Annotated in this window: 20 protein-coding genes; 8 read left to right on the top strand and 12 right to left on the bottom strand. The window is 66.8% G+C overall.

Annotation, left to right across the window (positions count from 1 at the left end; genetic code table 11):
* The first annotated feature begins 28 nt into the window (after window positions 1-28).
* The 3 genes from A7D27_RS05790 (at window position 29) to bfr (ending at window position 1,526) form a co-directional block, all read left to right on the top strand.
* Window positions 29-400, top strand: a complete 372-nt coding sequence (locus A7D27_RS05790; RefSeq protein WP_069564351.1) for a hypothetical protein — start codon at window positions 29-31, stop codon at window positions 398-400.
* A gap of 241 nt (window positions 401-641) precedes the next feature.
* A complete protein-coding gene (locus A7D27_RS05785) occupies window positions 642-860 on the top strand; it encodes a bacterioferritin-associated ferredoxin (protein ID WP_069562124.1) in 219 nt (72 codons plus the stop codon).
* Window positions 861-1,055: 195 nt separating this feature from the next.
* Complete coding sequence (gene bfr, locus A7D27_RS05780) at window positions 1,056-1,526, top strand: bacterioferritin (RefSeq protein WP_044414420.1); 471 nt, start codon at window positions 1,056-1,058, stop codon at window positions 1,524-1,526.
* Window positions 1,527-1,583: 57 nt separating this feature from the next.
* Here the strand turns inward: bfr and grxD are convergent, their stop codons facing one another.
* The 3 genes from grxD to A7D27_RS05765 form a co-directional block, all read right to left on the bottom strand.
* A complete protein-coding gene (grxD, locus tag A7D27_RS05775) occupies window positions 1,584-1,910 on the bottom strand; it encodes a Grx4 family monothiol glutaredoxin (RefSeq protein ID WP_044414422.1) in 327 nt (108 codons plus the stop codon).
* A gap of 96 nt (window positions 1,911-2,006) precedes the next feature.
* Complete coding sequence (locus A7D27_RS05770; protein ID WP_069564350.1) at window positions 2,007-4,115, bottom strand: molybdopterin oxidoreductase family protein; 2,109 nt, start codon at window positions 4,113-4,115, stop codon at window positions 2,007-2,009.
* Between the two features lie 139 nt (window positions 4,116-4,254).
* The gene (locus tag A7D27_RS05765; protein ID WP_044414427.1) at window positions 4,255-4,689 is read right to left on the bottom strand and encodes a lipoprotein; all 435 of its coding nucleotides are present in this window, start codon (window positions 4,687-4,689) and stop codon (window positions 4,255-4,257) included.
* A gap of 331 nt (window positions 4,690-5,020) precedes the next feature.
* Here A7D27_RS05765 and argF point away from each other — a divergent pair, with 331 nt between their 5' ends.
* Together argF and A7D27_RS05755 are read left to right on the top strand one after the other, a co-directional pair.
* On the top strand, window positions 5,021-5,938 hold the full coding sequence (gene argF, locus A7D27_RS05760) for an ornithine carbamoyltransferase (RefSeq protein WP_069564349.1): 918 nt from the start codon (window positions 5,021-5,023) through the stop codon (window positions 5,936-5,938).
* Window positions 5,935-7,044: an ABC transporter ATP-binding protein gene (locus A7D27_RS05755; protein ID WP_069564348.1), complete on the top strand. Its 1,110-nt coding sequence runs from the start codon at window positions 5,935-5,937 to the stop codon at window positions 7,042-7,044. Before argF ends, A7D27_RS05755 begins: the two co-directional genes overlap by 4 nt.
* A 24-nt stretch (window positions 7,045-7,068) precedes the next feature.
* Here A7D27_RS05755 and A7D27_RS05750 read toward each other — a convergent pair whose 3' ends face one another.
* The 3 genes from A7D27_RS05750 to ybaK are packed head-to-tail and all read right to left on the bottom strand — an operon-like array spanning window position 7,069 to window position 9,887.
* Complete coding sequence (locus A7D27_RS05750; RefSeq protein WP_256557147.1) at window positions 7,069-7,854, bottom strand: ABC transporter substrate-binding protein; 786 nt, start codon at window positions 7,852-7,854, stop codon at window positions 7,069-7,071.
* 38 nt (window positions 7,855-7,892) lie between these two features.
* Window positions 7,893-9,389: a glycerol kinase GlpK gene (gene glpK / locus A7D27_RS05745; RefSeq protein WP_069564347.1), complete on the bottom strand. Its 1,497-nt coding sequence runs from the start codon at window positions 9,387-9,389 to the stop codon at window positions 7,893-7,895.
* 27 nt (window positions 9,390-9,416) lie between these two features.
* Window positions 9,417-9,887 (bottom strand): Cys-tRNA(Pro) deacylase, encoded by a 471-nt coding sequence (gene ybaK, locus A7D27_RS05740; RefSeq protein WP_069562117.1) that lies wholly within the window; start codon window positions 9,885-9,887, stop codon window positions 9,417-9,419.
* Between the two features lie 105 nt (window positions 9,888-9,992).
* Between ybaK and A7D27_RS05735 the strand changes: the two genes are divergently transcribed.
* Both A7D27_RS05735 and glpD read left to right on the top strand, forming a co-directional pair.
* Window positions 9,993-10,751: a DeoR/GlpR family DNA-binding transcription regulator gene (locus tag A7D27_RS05735; RefSeq protein WP_069562116.1), complete on the top strand. Its 759-nt coding sequence runs from the start codon at window positions 9,993-9,995 to the stop codon at window positions 10,749-10,751.
* 127 nt (window positions 10,752-10,878) lie between these two features.
* A complete protein-coding gene (glpD, locus tag A7D27_RS05730) occupies window positions 10,879-12,405 on the top strand; it encodes a glycerol-3-phosphate dehydrogenase (RefSeq protein ID WP_069564346.1) in 1,527 nt (508 codons plus the stop codon).
* An 879-nt stretch (window positions 12,406-13,284) separates the two neighbouring features.
* Here glpD and A7D27_RS05725 read toward each other — a convergent pair.
* The 5 genes from A7D27_RS05725 to A7D27_RS05705 all read right to left on the bottom strand — a co-directional run bounded on the left by A7D27_RS05725 (window position 13,285) and on the right by A7D27_RS05705 (window position 19,993).
* A complete protein-coding gene (locus tag A7D27_RS05725) occupies window positions 13,285-14,280 on the bottom strand; it encodes an alpha/beta fold hydrolase (RefSeq protein ID WP_069562114.1) in 996 nt (331 codons plus the stop codon).
* A gap of 131 nt (window positions 14,281-14,411) precedes the next feature.
* Window positions 14,412-16,697, bottom strand: coding sequence for a 5-methyltetrahydropteroyltriglutamate--homocysteine S-methyltransferase (gene metE, locus A7D27_RS05720; protein WP_069564345.1), 2,286 nt, complete (start codon window positions 16,695-16,697; stop codon window positions 14,412-14,414).
* A 109-nt stretch (window positions 16,698-16,806) separates the two neighbouring features.
* The gene (locus A7D27_RS05715) at window positions 16,807-17,892 is read right to left on the bottom strand and encodes an extracellular solute-binding protein (protein ID WP_069564344.1); all 1,086 of its coding nucleotides are present in this window, start codon (window positions 17,890-17,892) and stop codon (window positions 16,807-16,809) included.
* A gap of 8 nt (window positions 17,893-17,900) precedes the next feature.
* Complete coding sequence (aguA, locus tag A7D27_RS05710; protein WP_069564343.1) at window positions 17,901-19,010, bottom strand: agmatine deiminase; 1,110 nt, start codon at window positions 19,008-19,010, stop codon at window positions 17,901-17,903.
* Between the two features lie 95 nt (window positions 19,011-19,105).
* Window positions 19,106-19,993 carry a LysR substrate-binding domain-containing protein gene (locus tag A7D27_RS05705; RefSeq protein WP_069564342.1) on the bottom strand — a complete coding sequence of 296 codons (888 nt, stop codon included), beginning with the start codon at window positions 19,991-19,993 and terminating at the stop codon, window positions 19,106-19,108.
* Window positions 19,994-20,140: 147 nt separating this feature from the next.
* Here A7D27_RS05705 and metR point away from each other — a divergent pair, with 147 nt between their 5' ends.
* Entirely contained in the window at window positions 20,141-21,058 is a 918-nt protein-coding gene (metR, locus tag A7D27_RS05700) for a transcriptional regulator MetR (protein WP_069562109.1), read from the top strand.
* Window positions 21,059-21,576: 518 nt separating this feature from the next.
* Here metR and A7D27_RS05695 read toward each other — a convergent pair.
* Entirely contained in the window at window positions 21,577-22,833 is a 1,257-nt protein-coding gene (locus tag A7D27_RS05695) for an OprD family porin (RefSeq protein ID WP_069564341.1), read from the bottom strand.
* Window positions 22,834-22,880 lie beyond the last annotated feature (47 nt).

Below are 22,880 nucleotides of genomic sequence, written 5' to 3'. Positions count from 1 at the left end.
CCGGCCGGGGCCCCGCCAGGACCTTCCCATGCGCCAACCCGATATCGAGATCTACCTGAAGGACGCCGAACAGGACGCCGTCACCGCCTGGCTGAGCGAAGCCATCGGTCCCTGCAGCAACTGGCAGGCGCGTGGCCAGACCTTCAAATGCCGCGCGGGCGACATCCCGGTGACCTGGCTGCCCAAGGCCGTTGGCAAGTGGCACAGCCTTCTGCTGGAAAGCGACGCCACCCCCTGGGACAGCGATCTGGCCTGCGCCCAGGCGGCCCACCAGGCGCTGGGCGTGGAGATCCGCTGTGCCCCCGGCGGTTGGAACGAAGCCCAGGGCGAGGAAGACGCCGACCGCTGGCTAAAGGTCAACACCGACGGCGTCAGCGAGATCACCTGGCATACGGACTGACCCCTCCCGCTGCAGACGAACCCGGCCCCGGCCGGGTTCTTTCATTCCGGCCCTCTTACGTCGCCTTGTTCATGAAGCCGCTGCAGCTTCACCCCCGAAACAGCCGCAGCACATCGCCGCCGGATTCGACAAACCCCGCGTGAAATGACCTACACACGGAGCAGACGGACGGACTTTGACAATCATTCTCATTCTAATTAGTATCGCCATCCATCGAATCCAACCACAGGTGCCGGTCCCCATGTACGTCTGCCTCTGCCAAGGTGTCACCGACGGTCACATCCGCGAAGCGATCTACGAAGGTTGCTGCAGCTACCGTGAAATCCGCGAGACGCTCGGCGTCGGCACCCAGTGCGGCAAATGTGCCTGCCTGGCCAAGCAGGTGGTACGCGAGACCCTCACCGAGATGCAGTCCAGCCAGGCCGCCCTCGCCTACCCGGCCACTTTCGTACCAGCCTGAGCACCCCCTTATGAAGAACCGGACCTCGAGTCCGGTTTTTTTATGCCCGAAAATCAAGCAGTTAGCGCCAAGACGCGGACTTGAAGCGTTCGTATTCAGATTCAAATTATCTTATATATCAAGTACTTACGTTGACACCCAGGCGAAACTGGTTAAAATTCCGTCACTCAACCCCTTGTGTGGCAGGACCTCCTCATGAAAGGCGACAAGAAAGTCATCCAGCATCTCAACAAGATCCTCGGCAACGAACTGGTGGCCATCAACCAGTACTTCCTGCACGCCCGGATGTACGAGGACTGGGGCCTGAAGAAGCTCGGCGAGCACGAGTACCACGAGTCCATCGACGAGATGAAGCATGCCGACAAGCTCATCAAGCGCATCCTTTTCCTGGAAGGCATCCCGAACCTGCAGGACCTGGGCAAGCTGATGATCGGCGAGAACACCAAGGAAATGCTCAGCAGCGACCTGAAGCTGGAGCACAACGCCCTGCCCGATCTGAAGGCCGCCATCGCCTACTGCGAAAGCGTCGGTGACTACGGCAGCCGCGAACTGCTCGAAGACATCCTCGAGTCCGAGGAAGAGCACATCGACTGGCTGGAAACCCAGCTGGGCCTGATCGAGAAGGTCGGCCTGGAGAACTACCTGCAGTCGCAGATGGACGAGTAAAACACCCGCCCATGAAAAAGCCCCGCGATGCGGGGCTTTTTCATTTCAGCGGGAGACTCAGGCGCCGGCCTTGCTCACCGCATCCTTGATCAGTTGCTGCAGCTCGCCCTTCTCGTACATCTCGACGAGGATGTCGCTGCCGCCGACCAGTTCACCGGCCACCCACAGCTGCGGGAAAGTCGGCCAGTTGGCGTACTTGGGCAGGTTGGCGCGGATTTCCGGGTTCTGCAGGATGTCGACGTAGGCGAACTTCTCGCCGCAGCCCATCAGGACCTGGGCAGCACGGGCGGAGAAACCGCACTGGGGAGCATTGGGAGAGCCTTTCATGTACAGCAGGACGGTGTTGTTGGCGATCTGCTCTTTGATGGTTTCGATGATATCCATGGCTACCTCGGCTGAACTATCCGACTACAGGGTCGGCGCGATGGCGGCATTGTAACGGAAGTCCGAGCATGTCGCTCGGACTTGCACCGCCACTTTTCAGGCGGCCACCACCTCCACCGGAACACCATTCAGCGCAGCATTACCGGACACCGCATCGAGAAACCGCTCGTCGGTCAGGTCATTGGCACTGGCCCCTGGCAACTCGGCGGCGATCGCCATCATCACCCCGGGCCGCCCATGGCCCCAGCCATGGGGCAGGCTCACCACGCCGGGCATCATTTCCAGGCTCGCGGCCACCTCCACCTCGATGCTGCCGACCCGCGAACGCACCCTCACCCGCTGGCCATCGGCCAGACCGCGCCGGGCGAGGTCGTCCGGGTGCATGAGCAACTGGTGGCGCGGCTTGCCCTTCACCAGGCGGCGGTAGTTGTGCATCCAGGAGTTGTTGCTGCGGACATGCCGCCGGCCGATCAGCACCAGCTCACCGGCCACCGGAGCGGGGTGCTCGGCGAACCGGGCCAGGTCCCGCATGAACAGCGCCGGGGCCGCCAACACACAGCGCGCCTCGGTCTTGAGGCGGCCGGCCAGGTTCGGCTTGAGCGGCCCCAGGTCCAGCCCGTGGGGGTGCTCCGCCAGGCGCTCGACGGAAAGCCCCCAACTGGAGCGCTCGCCATAGGGGCCGAAGCGCAGCCCCATGTCGATCATCTGCCGCGGCGGCAGGGTCGGCTTCAGTTCCACACCGGTGCGCGCCGCGAAGGCCCGGGCCAGCCCGACGAAGATCTCCCAGTCATCCAGCGCACCGGCGGGCTTGGCCAGCACCGACTCGTTGAAGCGGGTGACGTTACGCACCGCGAACAGATTGAAGGTGGTGTCGTAGTGATCGTGCTCAAGCGGCGCGGTCGGCGGCAGGATCAGGTCGGCGTAGCGCGTCGTCTCGTTGATGTAGAGGTCTACGCTGACCATGAACTCCAGGCCGTCCAGCGCCTGCTCCAGGCGCCGCCCGTTGGGGGTGGAGAGCACCGGGTTGCCGGCTACCGTGACCAGGGCGCGGATCTGCCCTTCGCCCGGCGTGAGCATCTCCTCGGCCAGCGCCGAAACAGGCAGCTCGCCGCCGTACTCCGGCAGGCCCGCAACCCGACTGTGCCAACGGCCGAAGTGCCCGCCGGAGGTGGTCGACACCAGGTCCACCGCCGGCTCGGTGCAGAGCACGCCGCCAGGCTGATCGAGGTTGCCGGTGACCAGGTTGATCACCTGGATCAGCCACTGGCACAAGCTGCCGAACGCCTGGGTGGACACGCCCATGCGCCCGTAGCACACCGCCCGTTCGGCAGCGGCGAAGTCGCGCGCCAACTGGCGGATCACCGTCGGCTCGATGCCGCAACGCGGCCCCATAGCCTCGGCGGTGAAGGGCGCCACGGCCTGGCGCACGGCGTCGAGACCGTCCACCGGCAGGTGGCTGCCCCGGCCGAGGCCTTCCTCGAACAGGGTGCTGAGCATGCCCAGCAGCAGGGCCGCGTCCTGACCCGGCCGCACGAACAGGTGCTGGTCAGCGATGGCAGCCGTCTCGCTGCGCCGCGGGTCCACCACCACCAGACGCCCGCCCCTGGCCTTGATCGCCTTCAAGCGCTTTTCCACATCCGGCACCGTCATGATGCTGCCGTTGGAGGCCAGCGGATTGCCGCCGAGGATCAGCATGAAATCGGTGTGGTCGATGTCCGGGATCGGGATCAGCAGCCCATGACCGTACATCTGGTGGCTCACCAGGTGGTGGGGCAGCTGGTCCACCGAGGTGGCGGAGAAGCGGCTGCGGGTCTTCAGCAGGCCGAGGAAGTAGTTGCTGTGGGTCATCAGCCCATAGTTGTGCACGCTGGGGTTGCCCTGGTACACGGCGACCGCCTGCTGCCCGTGGCGGGCCTGGATATCGGCCAGTCGCTCGGCCACCAGCGCAAAGGCCTCGTCCCAGCCAATGGGCTGCCACTCGCTGCCGGCACGGCGCATGGGCTGGCGCAGGCGATCGGGGTCGTTCTGGATGTCTTGCAGGGCCACGGCCTTGGGGCAGACATGCCCACGGCTGAAGCTGTCCTGCGGGTCGCCCTTGATGGAGAGGATGTGCCGCGAACCGTCCGCACGCTCCTCGGTTTCGATGGCCAGGCCGCAGATGGCCTCGCACAGGTGGCACGCACGGTAGTGAACGGACTTGGTCATGGCCTTGCCTCATGTTCTTGTTCGAGACGACCGGTCGGGTCGCAATCGCTGAACTATGGAAGCAGGGCTGCCGCTTGACCAGCGGCTTAAGCGATGTGAATCGGCAGGCATCAAGCCTGCCGATTCGGGTGGTGCGGGCTTACTTGATGGAGCGGATGGTGCCCTTGTTGCCCACGACCTTGGCGCTGACTTTCTTGAACACGAAGTAGTCGTCGATGTTCAGCTCGTAGCGCGGGGCGACGATCAGGTCGGCGCCGGAGTTTTTCACGGCCTTGAAGGCAGCAGCGGACTTGACCGCGCCAACCGGATCGGGACCGAACGGCAGGCCGGAGGAAGCGCCGCCGTAGGTGACGCCGTCAGCGAACTGGCTGTCGCCACCGAACTGGATGAAGTTGAACAGGATGTTCACTTCGGACTGCCCGCTGATCGACTCACCGACGGCAACGTCGGCTTTCAGGTCGGTCTGGACTTCGGCTTCCAGGGCGGAAGACGGCTGGCTGATGTGGTAGCTGCTGCAGCCGGTTACCGAAGCAATCAGCGCCATCAGGGCAGCGGGCATCAGGAACTTTTTCATGTGGTACTCCATGTCTGGGAATGTGCCTCGGTCCTGTTCCACGTTTTGATGGACCGAGCCCCGGACCGGGTCCGATCCGGGGAGGCGACACCCTACAGCCCTGGCTTTTTTCCCATCAGTTCATGACTTCCCAAGCTGCCGTCAGGCTCATTCCCGCCGCTTCGACGAAGCATCTGCGGGGGCAATTTGCGCCTATGCGTAATTTCCTTATAAGATCGCGCCTTCCCCATTCCGTCGCCCCCGAGCGGCCCAGCCCGCCGGTCCCGCCTGCTTTTCCTCGAAAAACCCGGCCCGGACTTGCGGCCAGCGGCAACAAAAAAGGTAGTCAGCAATGAGCGCAAGGCATTTTCTCTCCCTGATGGATTGCACCCCCCAGGAGCTGAGCAGCCTGATCCGTCGAGCCATCGAGCTGAAGGACCTGCGCCATAGAGGGGTGCTCTACGAGCCGCTCAAGAGCCGCGTGCTGGGGATGATCTTCGAGAAAGCCTCTACCCGTACCCGGCTGTCCTTCGAGGCCGGCATGATCCAGCTCGGCGGCCAGGCGATCTTCCTGTCCCCGCGTGACACCCAACTGGGCCGTGGCGAGCCGATAAGCGACTGCGCCATCGTCATGTCGCGCATGCTCGATGCGGTGATGATCCGCACCTTCGCCCACAGCAAGCTGGTGGAGTTCGCCGCCCACTCCCGCGTGCCGGTGATCAATGGCCTGTCGGACGACCTGCACCCCTGCCAGTTGCTGGCCGACATGCAGACCTTCCAGGAACACCGCGGCTCGATCCAGGGCAAGACCGTGGCCTGGATCGGCGACGGCAACAACATGTGCAACTCCTACATCGAGGCGGCGATCCAGTTCGACTTCCACCTCAACATCGCCTGCCCCGAGGGCTACGAGCCCAACGCGGCGCTGGTGGCCCAGGCCGGCGAGCGCGTGCGCGTCATGCGCGACCCGCGCGAAGCCGTGCGTGGCGCCCACCTGGTGAGCACCGATGTGTGGACCTCCATGGGCCAGGAAGAGGAAACCGAGCGCCGCCTGGCCCTGTTCGCGCCCTACCAGGTGAACAAGGAAATGCTGGACCTGGCCGATGAAGCGGTTATCTTCATGCACTGCCTGCCGGCACACCGGGGCGAGGAAATCAGCATGGACCTGCTGGACGATCCCCGTTCAGTGGCCTGGGACCAGGCAGAAAACCGCCTGCACGCCCAGAAGGCGCTGCTGGAATTCCTCGTCGAACACGCGTCCAGAGCATGAGCCACGAACTGCTACTCAACCTGCGTGACCTGAGCTGCGGCTACCAGGATCAGCGCGTCGTCCAGAACCTCGACCTCCACCTCAACGCCGGGGACATCGGTTGCCTGCTGGGCCCCTCGGGCTGCGGCAAGACCACCACCCTGCGCGCCATCGCCGGCTTCGAGCCGGTGCTGGAAGGCGAGATCAGTCTCGCCGGCGAGGTCATCTCCCGCGCCGGCTACACCCTCGCTCCCGAGCGGCGGCGCATCGGTATGGTGTTCCAGGACTACGCCCTGTTCCCCCACCTCACCGTGGAGGAGAACGTCGGCTTCGGCATTCGCAAACACCCGCAGCGCGAGCGCATCGTCGGCGAGCTGCTGGAGCTGGTGAACCTCTCGGCCCTGGCCAAGCGCTTCCCCAACGAGCTGTCCGGCGGCCAGCAGCAGCGCGTCTCCCTGGCCCGCGCCCTGGCGCCGGAGCCGGCCCTGCTGCTGCTCGACGAACCCTTCTCCAACCTCGATGGCGAACTGCGCCGGCGTCTCAGCCACGAGGTCCGCGACATCCTAAAGGCCCGTGGCACCAGCGCCATCCTGGTCACCCACGACCAGGAGGAAGCCTTCGCCGTCAGCGACCAGGTCGGCGTGTTCAACAAAGGCCACCTGGAGCAGTGGGACACCCCCTACAACCTCTACCACGAGCCGGCGACCCCCTTCGTCGCCAGCTTCATCGGCCAGGGCTACTTCATCCGTGGCCAGCAGTTGAGCCCCGACACCGTGCAGACGGAGCTGGGCACCATCCGCGGCAACCGCGCCTACACCTGGCCGGAAGGCAGCGCAGTGGACGTACTGCTGCGCCCGGACGACATCGTCCCCGCCAGCGATGCCAGCCTCAAGGCCACCGTCACCGGCAAGACCTTCCTCGGCGCCGCCACGCTCTATCGCCTGCAACTGCCCACCGGCACCCAACTGGAAGCCATCTTCCCGAGCCATGCCGACCACGCACCGGGCCAGGAAGTGGGCATCCGCATCGCCGCCGATCACCTGGTGGTGTTCCCCGCACAGGGCAGCGTCGCCGCCCAACTCCCGGTGCAGGACAGCGGCGTCCGTCGCTACGTCACCGCCAGTTGATCCCGCCGCGCATCGGCGAGCCGCTCAAGGCTCGCTGACGCCATAGCGCCCCATCACCTTGCGCAGCTTGCCGTTCTCCCGGTAACGGGTCAGCCCCTCCTCGAAGATCGCGGCATAGCGGGTGCTGGCGGTCAGCGCCGGGGAAAAGGCCAGGTAGATGGCCACGTCCGGTGAGCGACAGCCCGCCAGGCGCAAGCGCTCGGAGGGCGGCAGAGTGGATTGCAGGTTGTCCATCACCCAGCTGTTCTCGATGGTCGCATCGAGTCGGCCGTGGCGGACCTTCTCCATATTCATGTCCAGCGCCTGATCGCCGGCCACCACCTGCACCCGGTCCCCGACGCTGCGGTGCATACGGATGTAGGTGTCGATTTCCTGGCCGTAGCTGTAGCTGTTGATACTGCCCAGGCGCACCTGCGGCAGCGAAGGTAGCCCCTGGTAGCGCCAGGTCGCGTCCAGCGCCGTGTAGAAGCACATGCGCGAGATACCCGGCGCGGTAGGGGTGTAGACGAAATCCGGCGCGTCCTGGATGCCCGCGCCGATCACCGCGTTGACCTTGCCCGCCCGCGCATCGCTAAGTGCCCGGGCCCAGTTGACCACCCGGTACTCCACCTCGATGCCGGACTCGGCAAAGATCTCCCGCGCCAGTTCGACGAAGATGCCCGGCCGGGGTGAATCAGGCTGGCAATTGATCGGGCACCACAGGTCACCGGCAATGACCAGGGTCTCTGCCTTCGGCGAACCGGAAGCGAACAGCGCGACCATACCGACGAGCAGGGCCGCGGGGGTCAGACGTGCATCCTGTATGGTCAAGGCGAACTCCCTTCATGAGCGGCCGACCAGGCGTGCAACTACCCCTGGGAAGCCTCGCTGCGTACTCGCTGGACGGCATCCAGCCATCCTTCATAAAGCCTGGCCCGGTGGGCATCCGCCATGCGCGGCGCAAAGCGCTGCTGGCGGTGCCAGTGCCGGGCGATTTCGTCCAGGTCCCGGTACAACCCCGCCTTCAGGCCCGCCAGGTAGGCGGCGCCCAGGGCGGTGGTCTCGGTCACCTCGGGGCGCTCGACCGCCACACCGAGGATGTCCGCCAGGAACTGCATGACCCAATTGTTCTCCACCATCCCGCCGTCCACGCGCAGGGCGCTGGGCGCGGCGGCCCCGTCCTGACGCATGGCTTCCAGCAGGTCGCGGGTCTGGTAGCACACCGACTGCAGGCCAGCGGTGACGATCTCCTTGATCCCGGTGTCGCGGGTCAGGCCGAAGATCGCCCCCCGGGCCTTCGGGTCCCAGTAGGGCGCCCCCAGGCCGGTGAAGGCCGGCACCAGGTAAACGCCACAGGCATCCCCGGTCTGCTCCGCCAGCGCCTCGGTATCCCGGGCGTGGCTGATCAACTTGATGCCATCGCGCAACCACTGAACTGCCGCACCGGCAACGAAGATACTGCCTTCTACAGCGTAGGTCACCTTCCCGTCCAAGCGGTAACCCACAGTAGTCAGCAGCCGATTGCGCGAAGTCACCGGCGTATCACCGGTGTTCTGGATCATGAAGCAGCCAGTGCCGTAGGTGCTTTTCACCATGCCCGGCTGGAAGCAGGCCTGGCCGATCAGCGCCGCCTGCTGGTCGCCGGCCATGCCCAGCACCGGAATGGCGCTGCCCAGCAGGCCGGCCTCGGTGATGCCGAACTCGGCAGAGCAGTCCAGCACCTCCGGCAGCAGGCTCGGCGGAATGTCGAACAGCTGCATCAGGTGATCGTCCCAACGCTGCTCATGGATGTTGAACAGCAGCGTGCGCGAGGCGTTGGTGGCGTCGGTGCGGTGCACCTTGCCGCCGGTCAGGCGCCACAGCAGAAAGCAATCCACCGTGCCGAAGCGCAGCTCACCGCGCTCGGCGCGCTCACGAGCCCCCGGCACGTTGTCGAGAATCCAGCGCAGCTTGGTGGCGGAGAAATACGGGTCGATCAGCAGCCCGGTGCGTCGTGACACCTCCTCGTCGTGCCCATCGGCCTTGAGGCTGGAGCAGTAGTCGGCGGTGCGGCGGTCCTGCCAGACGATGGCCGGGTGGATCGGCGTACCGGTCTCGGCGTCCCACACCAGGGTCGTCTCGCGCTGGTTGGTGATGCCGATGGCCGCGATCTGCGACGCCTGCAGCCCGCTCTGGCGGATAGCCTCGCGGCAGACCTTGAGCGTCGTCAGCCAGATTTCCTCGCCGTCGTGCTCCACCCAGCCGTCCTTCGGGAAGTACTGCTTGAACTCCGTCTGGGCGCGAGCAACAGGCAAGCCCTGGGCACTGAATACAATGGCGCGACTGCTGGTCGTGCCCTGGTCGATGGCAAGAAGGTACTGGGCCATTCCGGCTTCCTTGTTGTTATGGAGGGGTCATTCCCGCCCGATGGGGGCGAACTCGGCCTGGGTGTGTTCAGCCAGCACCTGCGCTGCCAATTCCACTTCCAGACCACGCCGGCCGGCGCTGACGTGGATGGTGGGATGGTCCAGCGCAGAGCGGTCGATGAAGGTGCGAAGACGTTTCTTCTGCCCCAGCGGGCTGATGCCGCCCACCAGGTAGCCGGTGGCACGCTGCGCCGCGTCGGCCTGGGCCATGTCGACCTTCTTGGCGCCTGCCGCATGGGCCAGGGCCTTCAGGTCGAGGCTGCCGGCCACCGGCACCACCGCCACCAGCAGCTCGCCCTTCTCGGTAGCCGCCAGCAGGGTCTTGAACACCCGCGCCGGCTCCAGACCGAGCTTTTCCGCTGCCTCCAGGCCATAGGAGGGCGCCTTCGGATCATGGGTATAGCTGAGCACACGGTGCTCGGCCTTGGCCTTCTTGAGCAGGTCGATGGCTGGGGTCATGTTCGAAAGTGAAAACAATGCGACGAAGTGGTCGTACCTTAGCTGAAAAGTCGCCGTTCGACAGCACGCCGCTATAATGCGCGACAAAAATTCGGGACTCCGTTCATGACCCTGGCCCCCCGCCAACAGAACATCCTCGACCTCGCCCGCGAACGCGGCTACGTCAGCATCGACGAATTGGCCCAGGCCTTCGCGGTGACGCCGCAGACCATCCGCCGCGACATCAACCAGCTCGCGGAACAGGGCCTGCTGCGGCGCACCCACGGTGGCGCCGCAACCGATGCCTCGAGCACTCAGAACACCGCCTACGCCATGCGCGCCGGGCAGATGCGCGACGAGAAACAGCGCATCGCCGAAGCCGTGGCGGCGCAGATCCCCGACCACGCCTCGCTGTTCATCAACATCGGCACCACCACCGAAGCCATCGCCCGTGAGCTGATGGGACACAAGGGCCTGAAGGTCATCACCAACAACCTGCACGTTGCCGCCCAGCTCGCCGACCGGCCCGACTTCGAAGTGCTGGTGGCCGGCGGCACAGTACGCAGTGACGGCGGCATCGTCGGCCCCTCGGCGGTGGACTTCATCCGCCAGTTCAAGGTCGACTTCGCCATCGTCGGCATCAGCGGCATCGACGAGGACGGCAGCCTGCTGGACTTCGACTACCAGGAAGTGCGCGTCTCCCAGGCCATCATCGACAACGCCCGCCAGGTATTCCTCGCCGCCGACTCCAGCAAGTTCGGCCGCAACGCCGTGGTGCGCCTGGGCTCCATCGCCCTGGTGAACCGCCTGTTCACCGACCACGCCCCCTCCCCCGCCCTGGCCCGGCTGATGGCCGAGCACAAGGTCAAGCTCGAACCGGTCTGATCGCCGCCTGCCTTTCGTCGCCCATCCCCCCACGACCGCTCGGCGGGGGTGGCGATTCGCCTTCGCTTCGACTAGCATTTTTCGGAAACGAACATTAGAAGTTCACTTTCGATTCAGGTGCCCTGCCATGCCCGCCTCGACGAAGCGTTCCGCGCCCATTTCCGAAGTCTATGACCTGGCCGTGATCGGCGGCGGCATCAACGGAGTCGGCATTGCCGCCGATGCAGCAGGCCGTGGCCTGTCGGTGTTCCTTTGCGAACGCGACGACCTCGCCCAGCACACCTCATCCGCCAGCAGCAAGCTCATCCACGGCGGCCTGCGCTATCTGGAGCACTATGAATTCCGCCTGGTGCGCGAGGCCCTCGCCGAACGCGAAGTGTTGCTGGCCAAGGCGCCGCACATCGTCCGTCCAATGCGTTTCGTACTGCCCCATCGCCCGCACCTGCGCCCGGCGTGGATGATCCGCGCCGGCCTGTTCCTTTACGACCACCTCGGCAAGCGCGAGAAACTGCCCGGCTCCCGTGGCCTGCGCTTCGGCGTCGGCAGCCCGTTGCAGGCCGGTATCACACGCGGTTTCGAATACTCCGATTGCTGGGTCGACGACGCGCGCCTGGTGGTGCTCAACGCCATGAGCGCCCGCGAGCATGGTGCCCACATCCACAGCCGCACCCGCTGTGTCAGCGCCCGGCGCAGCAAGGGCCTGTGGCACATCCACCTGGAGCGCGCCGATGGCACCCTGCTGTCGATCCGCTCCCGGGCCCTGGTCAACGCAGCCGGCCCCTGGGTCGCCCGGCTGCTGAAGGACGACCTCAAGCAGAAGTCGCCCTACGGCATCCGCCTGATCCAGGGCAGTCACATCGTCGTGCCGCAGCTCTACGAAGGCGAACACGCCTACATCCTGCAGAACGAGGACCGCCGCATCGTCTTCGCCATCCCCTACCTGGGGCGCTTCACCCTGATCGGCACCACCGACCGCGAGTACCAGGGCGACCCGGCGAAGGTGGCCATCACCGAGGAAGAAACCCGCTACCTGCTCGACGTGGTCAACCAGCACTTCAAGAAGCAGATCAGCGCCGACGACATCCTGCGCACCTACTCCGGCGTGCGCCCGCTGTGCGACGACGAATCCGACGACCCGTCCGCCGTCACCCGCGACTACACCCTGGCGCTGGATGCCCACCCGGGCGAAGCCCCGCTGCTCTCGGTGTTCGGCGGCAAGCTCACCACCTACCGCAAGCTCGCCGAATCGGCGCTGGCGCAGCTCGCCCCCTTCTTCCCCAGCATGGGCGGCAGCTGGACCGCCGCCGCCACCCTGCCCGGCGGCGAGTCCATGGACAGCCAGGAGGCCCTGGCCGAAGCCCTCTGCGAACGCTACGGCTGGCTGCCCAACAGCCTGGCCCGGCGCTGGGCCGGCACCTACGGCAGCCGCGTGTGGAAACTGCTGGAAGGGGTCGGCAACCTCACCGACCTGGGCGAACACCTGGGCGGCGGCCTCTACACCCGCGAAGTGGACTACCTGTGCCGCGAGGAATGGGCACAAGACGCCGAAGACATCCTCTGGCGCCGCACCAAGCACGGGCTGTTCATGACCCCCGGCCAGCAGGAGCGCCTCGCCCAGTACCTGATCCACCGCGCCCAGGCCGACGCGGCCTGAAGCCTTGCGGGCAGCGCTCGCTCCTACATCCCTGCCATGAATCGATGCGGCTCGCCGAGCGAACCGCATCCTACGGGCCGCTCCGTCCGTAGGATGGGCTGAGCGGTGCGAAGCCCATCGATGGGTCTGCACAGCGCCATGAGTGAACCTGACGTAGCCCGGACTTCAGTCCGGGAAGTTACCCCCGCTCCCGGGCTGAAGCCCGGGCTACGAAGGCCAAAGGCTTCGCGAGCAGCGCTCGCGCCTACATCCCCGCCATGAATCGATGCGGTTCGCCGAGCGAACCGCATCCTACGGGCCGCTCCGTCCGTAGGATGGGCTGAGCGGTGCGAAGCCCATCGCTGGGGCTGCACAGCGCCATGAGTGAACCTGACGTAGCCCGGACTTCAGTCCGGGAAGTTACCCCCGCTCCCGGGCTGAAGCCCGGGCTACGAAGGCCAAAGGCTTTGCGGGCAGCCCTCGCGCCTACATCCCCGCCATGAATCGATGCGGTTCGCCGAGCTCACCGCATCCTACGGGCCGCTCCGTCCGTGGCATGGGCTGAGCGGTGCGAAGCCCATCGCTGGGGCTGCACAGCGCCATGGGTGAACCTGACGTAGCCCGGACTTCAGTCCGGGAAGTCACCGCCGCTCCCGGGCTGAAGCCCGGGCTACGAAGGCCAGATGCGGCTCGCCGAGCGAACCGCATCCTACGGGCCGCTCCGTCCGTAGGATGGGCTGAGCGGTGCGAAGCCCATCGCTGGGGCTGCACAGCGCCATGAGTGAGCCTGACGTAGCCCGGACTTCAGTCCGGGAAGTTACCCCCCGCTCCCGGGCTGAAGCCCGGGCTACGGAGCCAAGAGACTTCGCGAGCAGAGCTCGCTCTACCCAGGCAGCGCCATCACAACTGCGCGAAGTGCCCGTCTGCCGACTGCCGATGAGCCATCAGGTGCGGCAACACCGCAGCCAGCAACGGCTCCTTGAAGGCGTCCTGGAAGCGATGGGCGAGGCCGGGGATCAACCGCAGTTCCGATCCCTTGATATGTGCCGCCACATGCACCCCGTGCATCACCGGCAGCAGCGGGTCGGCTGTGCCGTGTACCACAAGGGTCGGCACGTGCAGGCGGTTGAGCAGTTCCACCCGGCTCGGCTCGGCGAGAATCGCCAGCATCTGCCGCTGCACCCCCTCGGGATTGAACGCCCGGTCATAGGCCCGCGCAGCCTGCTCCAGCAGTTGCGCCCGGTCATCCGCCACCTGCGGGCTGCCCAGGGCGGCCAGCAGGTCGGCCTGCTGCTCCAGAGCCACCTGGCGGGTCGGTGCCTCGCGGCGGGCCAGCAGCGCCAGCAAGGCATCGCTGGGCGCCGGCAGGCCCTGGGCGCTGGAACTGGTCATCACCAGGGTCAGGCTCAGTACCCGCTCGGGGGCCATGTCCGCCAGGTGCTGGGCGATCATCCCGCCCATGCTGGCGCCAAGCACATGGGCTTCGCGCACCTGCAGGGCGTCCATCAGATGCAGCGCATCGCCGGCCATGTCCCGCAGGCTGTACGGCGCCTCCACGGGGAAGCCCAGGCGGTAGCGGATCACCTCATAGGTCAGATTCGCGCTGGGCGCCGACTGGGCCCAGGCAGACAGGCCAACATCACGGTTGTCGTAGCGGATGACGCGAAAACCCTGCTCGCACAGTGCCGCCACCACCTCGTCCGGCCAATGGATGAGCTGGCCGCCCAGCCCCATGATCAGCAGCAGGGCCGGGTCATCGGCGTCACCGATGCTCTGGTAGGCCAGGCGCACATCTCCCAGCGCCACCGTCTCGGTGGGTACGTGGGTGTCGCAGCGCGCAGCGGCAAAGGTAGGCAGGCCGCACAGCAATGCGGCGAGAAGAATGAACAGGCGCATGGTGGAAATCCGGAATGCAGAACCCCAGTGAAGCGCGATTCTGATGAATTCTCGCCATGCGCTCTGCCACAGAACCGTGACAGTTTGATGAAGGGCGCCAAACGGTCATGGCGCCCTTCCCCGCCGGCTCGTCAGGCGAACTCCGCACGCAACTGCCGCGCCGCCGCCACCATGTTCACCAGCGCCACCTCGGCCTCCGGCCAGCCACGGGTCTTCAGACCGCAGTCGGGGTTGACCCACAGACGCTGTGGGTCGATGCGCCGCGCTGCCTTGCGCATCAGCTTGACCATCTCGGCGGTGTCCGGCACCCGGGGCGAGTGGATGTCGTAGACGCCCGGGCCGATCTCGTTGGGGTAGGCGAAAGCTTCGAACGCCCTCAACAGCTCCATGTCCGAACGGGAGGTCTCGATGGTGATGACGTCCGCATCCATCGCCGCGATGGACTCGATCACATCGTTGAACTCGCTGTAGCACATGTGGGTGTGAATCTGTGTGTCGTCGCGCACCCCGCTCGCCGCCAGACGGAACGCCTCGGTGGCCCACTCCAGGTAATGGGCCCAGCCGCTGTGGCGCAGGGGCAGCCCCTCGCGGAAAGCCGCCTCGTCGATCTGCACGATGCGGATGCCCGCCGCCTCCAGGTCCAGCACCTCGTCGCGGATGGCCAGCGCCAACTGGCGCGCCTGCACCTCACGGGACACGTCCTCGCGGGGGAAGGACCACATCAGCATGGTCACCGGGCCGGTGAGCATGCCCTTCATCCACTTGCCGGTCAGGCCCTGGGCATAGCGGATCCACTCCACCGTCATCGGCGCCGGGCGTGACAGGTCGCCAATGATGATCGCCGGCTTGACGCAGCGCGAGCCGTAGCTCTGCACCCAGCCGAAGCGGCTGAACACGTAGCCGTCCAACTGTTCGGCGAAGTACTCCACCATGTCGTTGCGCTCCGCCTCGCCGTGCACCAGCACGTCCAGCCCGAGGCGCTCCTGCACCTCCACCGCATGGCGGATCTCGGCCTGCATCGCCTCGGTGTAGGCGGCGAGCGACAGGCGACCCTGGCGATAGGCCTGGCGCGCCAGGCGAATGGAGGCCGTCTGCGGGAAGGAGCCGATGGTGGTGGTCGGGAACGCCGGCAACCCCAGGCGCTCGCGCTGGTGGACGATGCGCTGGTCGAAGGGCGACCGGCGCTGACTGTCCTGCGGGCGGATCGCCGCCAGGCGCGCCGCCACCTCGGGCTTGTGGATGCGGGTACTGGCCGCACGCGCCGCCAACGCCTCGCGGCTTTCAGCCAGGGCCGCGAGCACCTCGGGGTGCTCCGGCTCGCGCAGGGCGCGGGCCAGCAGCGCCAGCTCGGTGCACTTCTGTACGGCAAAGGCCAGCCAGCTCTTCACCTCGGCGTCCAGGCGGTCCTCGCGGGCCAGGTCCACCGGGCAGTGCAGCAGCGAGCAGGAGGGCCCGACCCACAGCCGATCCCCAAGGCGCTCATGGGCATGGCGCAGCACCTCCAGCGCGCGATCCAGGTCGCAGCGCCACACGTTGCGGCCGTTCACCACGCCAAGGGACAGCACCTTGTAGGCCGGCAATCGGTCAAGGATGGTCGGGTACTGCTCAGGGGCACGTATCAGATCAATGTGCAGGCCGTCCACCGGCAGGCTGGCGGCCAGGCCGAGGTTGTCCTCCAGGCCGCCGAAGTAGGTGGCCACCAGCTTGCGCAGGGGCTCGCGCTGCAGCAGGTTGTAGGCCTGCTCGAAGGCCGTGCGCCAGTCTTGGGGCAGGTCCAGGGCGAGGATCGGCTCGTCGATCTGCACCCACTCCACGCCCTGCTCGGCCAGGCGCTGGAAGATCTCGCCGTACACCGGCAGCAAATGCTCCAGCAGCTCCAGGCGGTCGAAGGCGCCACCCTTCGCCTTGCCCAGCCAGAGGTAGGTCAGCGGGCCGAGCACCACCGGCTTCACCGCATGGCCCAGCGCCAGGGCTTCGTCGACCTCCTCGAAGAGCTGCTCCCAGCCGAGGTGGAAGGTCTGGCCGGCGCTGAATTCGGGGACCAGGTAGTGGTAGTTGCTGTCGAACCACTTGGTCAGCTCCTGGGCGTGTCCGCCGCAGCAGCCGGCCCCCACACCACGGGCCATGGCGAACAGGGTCGCCAGGGTCGCGCAACCATCCGCCGGGCGGAAGCGCTCCGGCACCGCACCGACCATCAGGGAATGGGTGAGCACCTGGTCGTACCAGGCAAAGTCGCCCACCGGTAGCAGCTCGATGCCCGCCTCGGCCTGCAGACGCCAGTGCTCGGCCCGCAGGGTGCGGCCCACGTCGCGCAGGCCGGCTTCGTCCAGCTCGCCCTTCCAATGGGCTTCAAGGGCCTTCTTCAGCTCGCGATCGCAACCGATGCGGGGAAAGCCGAGGGAGTGTACCCGGACCATGTCTGTCTCCTTGTCTGTGAATGCCGGGCATTCTGGGCACCCACAAAACATGAGACAAACTCATAAAATTCTCTTTCAACTCAAATAACGCTCATGCAGACCCGAGCGTTCATGTGCCTGATTTGAAGCGCGTGAAAGCACGGGTCAGGGCACGATTGAAGGCCGAGCCGTTGTCGTTCTTGGTGTACAGCCGGGCGCGCACCTCGGTCGGCGGGTAGGTGCCGGGGTCGGCGAGGATGGCCGGGTCCACCGTGGCCGAAGCCGCCGTCACCGCGTTGGCGTAGCCGATGCTGTTGGTGATCGGGCCGATCACGTCCGGCCGCATGAGGAAGTCCATCAGCGCCAGGCCCTCGCGGGGGTGCGGTGCATCCGCCGGGATGACCATCGCATCGAACCAGATCTGCGCCCCCTCCCGCGGAATCGAATAGCGGATGTGGTAGGGCTTGCCAGCCTGGGTCGCCTGGCTGGCGGCCACTGTTGCATTGCCGTTCCAGGCCATCGCCAGGCAGGTGTTGCCGTTGGCCAGGTCGTTGATGTTGCGGTCATTGGCGAAGTAGCGGATCGAGGGGCGGACCTTTGCCAAGTGCTCGGCAGCTTTTTTAAGGTCGTCCAGGTCCTGGCGGTTGATGTCCAGGCCGAGGTAGCGCATGGCCGCGCCGAACACCTCGTTGGGGTCGTCCAGCAGGCTCACCCCGCAATCGGCGAAACGCGCCACCACTGCCGGGTCCATCAGCATCGCCCAACTGTCCACCGGGGCATCGGCCATGCGCGTGCGGATGGCCTCATCCTGGTAGCCGAAGCCGGTGGTGCCCCAGGCATAGAGCCCGGCATAGCGGTTGCCCGGGTCGAAGGCCGCCATGTGCTGGAGGAACTCATCCCCCAGCCCGGCAAAGTGTGGCAGCGCCCCCTTGTCCAGGGGCTGTACCGCACCACTGCGGATCGCCCGCTGCAGGTGCTGGCCGGCGGTCAGTACCAGGTCGTAGCCGCTGTGACCGGTGAGCAGCTTGGTCTCCATCGACTCCAGGGAGTCGAAGTGATCGGCCACCACGCGGATGCCCGTCTCGGCCTGGAAGCGCGAGAGGGTATCCGGGGCCATATACTCGCCCCAGATGAACAGGTTGACCTGCCGGGGCGCATCCTCGGCCTGGGCCCCCAGGCCCAGGCCGAGCAGGAGTACGGCGACGAGTGGGCGCATGGTGCCTCCTAGCGCTGCCGCGCGGCGTATTGCGGCATGGTGATGCAGGCGACGTTGCCGCCCCCCAGGAGGATCTCGCGGGATGCACCGATGCCGAGGATGCGGTGCTGCGGGAACAGATCCGCCAGTGTGGCCTGGGCGATCTCGTCGCACGGGTCGTCGAACAGCGGCAACACGATGGCCGAATTGCCAGCGTAGTAGTTGATATAGGACGCGCAGATACGGGTGCCGGCTTGGCGCAGGTGGGTACCGTCCACCTGATCCAGGCCCTCGGCCTCCTCCGCCGTCCACTCCAGCACGCGCGGCTGCGGCAGCTTGTGTACCTCCAGCGTGCGGCCACGCGCATCACGGGTGCTGCGCAGGATGTCGTAGGCCTCCTGGTAGATCTCCCACTGCGGGTCGCTGCGGTCGTCGGTCCACTGCATCACCACCACGCCGGGGCGGACGAAGCAGGCCAGGTCGTCGATGTGGCCATCGGTCTCGTCGAACTTGCAGCCACGGGGCAGCCAGATGACCTGGTCGGCGCCCAGGTAGTCGCACAGGCGCCCGGTCATTTCCGTCTTGCCCAGGTGAGCGTTGCGGTTGCGGTTGAGCAGGCATTGCTCGGTCGTCAGCAGGGTGCCCTGGCCGTCGCTCTGGATACCGCCCATCTCGGCGATGAAGGGCGCGCGGTAACGGTCGTAGCCCTCGATCTCGAGAATCTTCTGGGCGATCTGGTCGTCCTTGTCCCAGGGATAGTAGAGGCCGCCGTCGAGGCCGCCATAGGCGTTGAACTCGAAGTCCACGCCGCGCACCTCACCGCTGGCGTCATTGACCAGGAAGGCCGGCCCGCTGTCGCGGAACCAGGTGTCGTTGCAGGTCATCTCCACCACCCGCACATGCTGGGGCAGCAGGCGGCGAGCATTGGCGTACTGAGCCGCCGAGGCACAGACGGTGACCGGCTCGCTGCTGGCGATGGCGGTGACGATATCGACCCAGACCTTCTGCGCCGGCTTGGCACCGTTGCGCCACACATCCGGGCGCTCCGGCCAGCCCAGCCAGCAACGGGCCTTGGTTTCGAACTCGCCGGGCAGGCGGAAGCCGTCGGCCTTGGGCAGAGAGGTCAGAGTGCGTGCCATGTTCAGGTCCTTGTGGGGGATGGGAATGCCCCGACAGTACCCGCGCCGACGCGCTGGCGACCAATGACCTTTTTCAGTCAATTCATGAATTCAATTCACACATCAGCCAATTGATCACTGAACCAATCAACGAATTGCGCCACCGCCGGCTTGTCCAGCCGCAGGCGCTCGCACACCAGCGCGTACTGCCCGAGGGACGGCACCTGGGCCGCGAACGGCCTCACCAGCCGCCCGCTGGCCAGGTCCTCGGCGCTGGTGAGGTTGTCGCCAATCGCCACACCCTGGCCCCGTGCCGCTGCCTCCATGGTCAGCCCCGCGTGGCCCAGGTAAAGGTGCCGGGCCGGGCGCAGGTCGGCGGCGTGGGTGGCCAGCCAGGCGTTCCAGGTCTTGCCGTCCTGGTCGTCGTGCAACAGGCAGTGGCGCGCCAGGTCCCGGGGGTGCTTGAGGGGCGACTGGTTGAACAGGCCCGGGCTGCACACCGGGAAGAACTGCAGGGTCGGCAGCGGCCGCACGAAGTAGCTGCTGGCATCCTCCGGGCCGGTGCCGTAGATGATCGCCAGGTCCATTTCCGCACCGGGCAACTGCGCCTCCAGCGCCTGCTCGTGGAGGTGCAGAGTGATCTGCGGGTGGCGCTCGGTGAAGTCCGCCAGCCGCCCCACCAGCCACTTCTGCGCCAGCTCGGTGGTCACTGCCACCCGCAACTGAGCCTGGGAGCCGGGGTCGCGCAGCTCATCGCAGGCATCGAGGATCAGCTCGAAGGCCTGCTGCAGGCTGTGCAGCAGGCGCCGCGCCGGCGCACTGGGCCGGACCTGCCGCCCTTCGCGCTCGAACAGCGTCACCCCGAGCTGCTCCTCCAACTGGCGGATCTGGTGGCTCACCGCACTGTCGGTAACGCACAGTTCCTGGGCGGCACGGCCGAAATGCGCATGGCGCGCGGCCGCCTCGAAGGTGCGCAGGGCGGTGAGCGAAGGCAGGCGACGCATGGCAGAAGGCTCCCGGAAACGGACGGCGCATGCTGGCGCAAGGCGCAGGCTGCGACAAGGGCGCCGCTCGACACCCGCCGAGCGGATGAAGGAAACTCATGCCCCTTCGCCTCTTCACCAGTTCCACTCATGGACGGGAGCCCACGCATGCTCGAAGTACGCCACCTCAAGACCCTGCATGCCCTGCGCGAGGCCGACAGCCTGGTGGAAGCCGCCGAGCGCCTGCACCTCACCCAGTCCGCCCTCTCCCATCAGTTCAAGGAGCTGGAGGAGCGCCTCGGTCTGCCGCTGTTCATCCGCAAGACCAAACCGGTGCGCTTCACCAGCGCCGGCCTGCGCCTGCTGCAACTGGCCGACAGCGTACTGCCGCAGATGCGCGCCGCCGAACGCGACCTGGCACGCCTGGCCGGCGGCACTGCCGGGCGCCTGCACATGGCCATCGAGTGCCACAGTTGCTTCCAGTGGCTGATGCCCACCATCGACCAGTTCCGCGACGCCTGGCCGGAAGTGGAGCTGGACCTGGCCTCGGGCTTCTCCTTCGCCCCGCTGCCGGCCCTGGCCCGGGGCGACCTGGACCTGGTGGTGACCGCCGACCCCATCGAGCTGCCGGGTATCAGCTACGTGCCGTTATTCACCTACGAAGCGCTGCTGGCCGTGGCCAACCAGCACCCGCTGGCGGGCAAGCCCTACGTGGTGCCCGAGGACCTGGAGAGCGAAATCCTCATCACCTACCCGGTGGAGCGCGACCGCCTCGACGTGTTCACCCGCTTCCTCGAACCAGCCGACGTCGAACCCGCACAGATCCGCACCGCCGAGCTGACGGTGATGATGATGCAACTGGTGGCCAGCGGCCGCGGCGTGTGCTGCCTGCCCAACTGGGCGCTGCACGAATACAGCTCGCGGGGCTACGTCACCGCCAAGCGCCTGGGCGACAAGGGCCTGTACGCCACCCTGCACGCCGCCATCCGCGCCGACATGCTCGACGCCCCCTTCATGCGCGACTTCCTCCTCACTGCCAAGGACACCTCCTTCGCCACCCTCGAAGGCGTCAGCGCCGCACGTTGATGCGCAACCCACCGACACCATCCCTGTAGTGCGTAGGGTGGACCGCGCTTCACCGGTCCACCGTCGGGGCCACCCGCAGCACCGCTGCCGGACGCAGAAAGTGACGTCCACCCAACGCATGCAGTAGCCCGGACTTCAGTCCGGGAAAGCTCCCGCCCCGCTCCCGGGCTGAAGCCCGGGCTACAGTGCCCCTTGCCGAGCGTAGGGTGGACCGCGCTTCACCGGTCCACCGTCGGGCCACCCGCAGCACCGCTGCCGGACGTAAAAAGCGACGTCCACCCAACGCATGCAGTAGCCCGGACTTCAGTCCGGGGAAGGTCACTCCGCTCCCGGGCTGAAGCCCGGGCTACAGCGCCCCTTGAGCGTAGGGTGGACCACGCTTCACCGGTCCACCGTCGGGGCCACCCGCAGCACCGCCGCCGGACGCAAAAAGCGGCGTCCACCCAACGCATGCAGTAGCCCGGACTTCAGTCCGGGAAAGCTCCCCCGCTCCCGGGCTGAAGCCCGGGCTACGTGGGCTAGAACAACGCCAGGCTGTAGCTCAGGATCACCCGGTTCTCGTCCACGCCCCGGCCCACGCTGGTGCGGTAGACGGCGTTGCGCCAGGTCAGCCCCAGGTCCTTGAGCGGGCCGCTCTGCACCACGTACCTGAGGTCCGTGTCGCGCTCCCAGCCATGCACCGAGCGGCCGTCACCCAGCTCGCCGTCCCCGGCCTTGAAGTAGCGGGTCATCAACGCCAGGCCCGGCACGCCCAGGGTGGCGAAATCGAAGTCGTAGCGCAGCTGCCAGGAGCGCTCGCCACGCTCGGCGAAGTCGTAGTACTGGCCGAAGTTGACCAGGTAGGCGTCGGCCCCCTGCACGTAGGGGAAGGCCGTGCGGCCGCTCATGCGCTGCAGACCCAGGCCCAGTGCATGGCCATCGTGACGGCAGTAGGTGAACAGCGCGCCGAGGGCGCGGTTGTCGATCTCGCGGCGCCAGCCGGTGCTGGCATCGCGGCTGTCGAACAGGCGCAGGTCCAGCTCCAGGCGGTCCCCGCCCAGGGGCACGCGGCCCTTGAGGCCGAAGAAATCCTGCCGGTAGAGGTCTTCCAGTTCGGCATGGTGGTAGCTCAGCGTCCAGCCGGGGCGTGCCTCCCAGTCCACCCCGGCCAGGTCCAGGTGCCCGGCGCGCGGCCCGGCGGTGAAGCGCTTGTTGCGGTTGTACAGGGCCAGGTCGCTGCGCCCGCCCTCGTTGCGCTGGCTCACCTCGTCCAGCCGCGCCAGGGTGAAACCCAGGCCCTCCCATTCGCGGGATTCCACCAGCCCGCCGTGGAAGGTCTGCGGGAACAGCCGACCGTTGTTGGGCTGCAGGGTGGGCAGCCTGGGCACCAGGGCGCCGAGCTTCAGCTCGCTGCGCGACACCCGCGCCTTGAAGGTCCCGTCGAGGCGGCCGTAGTCGTCGGCGGCGCGGCCATCGTCCTGCACCGCCAGCAGCCCGGTGCCGGAGCGACCCTTGCCGGAGTCCAGCTTCAGGCCCAGGCGCCCCATGGCGTCGAGGCCGAAACCGACGGTGCCGGCGGTGTAGCCGGAGCGATAGTCGAGGAGGAAGCCATGGGCCCATTCCTCGTGCCGCGAGTCGCCCGCGCCATCACGGAAATCGCGGTTCATGTAGAAGTTGCGCATCTGCAGGGTGGCGCTGGAGGCCTCGATGAAACCATCGGCGGCCAGGGCCCAGGGGGCCGCGCCGCCCAGCAGCAGGGCAGTGAATGCAGCGGGGTGTTTCTTGTTGTTATGCATGGTGCTCTCCAAGGCTCGGGGCGAGCGGCGGGCGCGCCCTCCATCAC

The organism is Pseudomonas sp. 1D4 (genome assembly GCF_001728925.1).
Taxonomy (GTDB): Bacteria; Pseudomonadota; Gammaproteobacteria; order Pseudomonadales; family Pseudomonadaceae; genus Metapseudomonas; species Metapseudomonas otitidis.
Note: the sequence above shows the minus strand (reverse complement) of the source record. Positions and strands in the feature narration are given on the sequence as shown.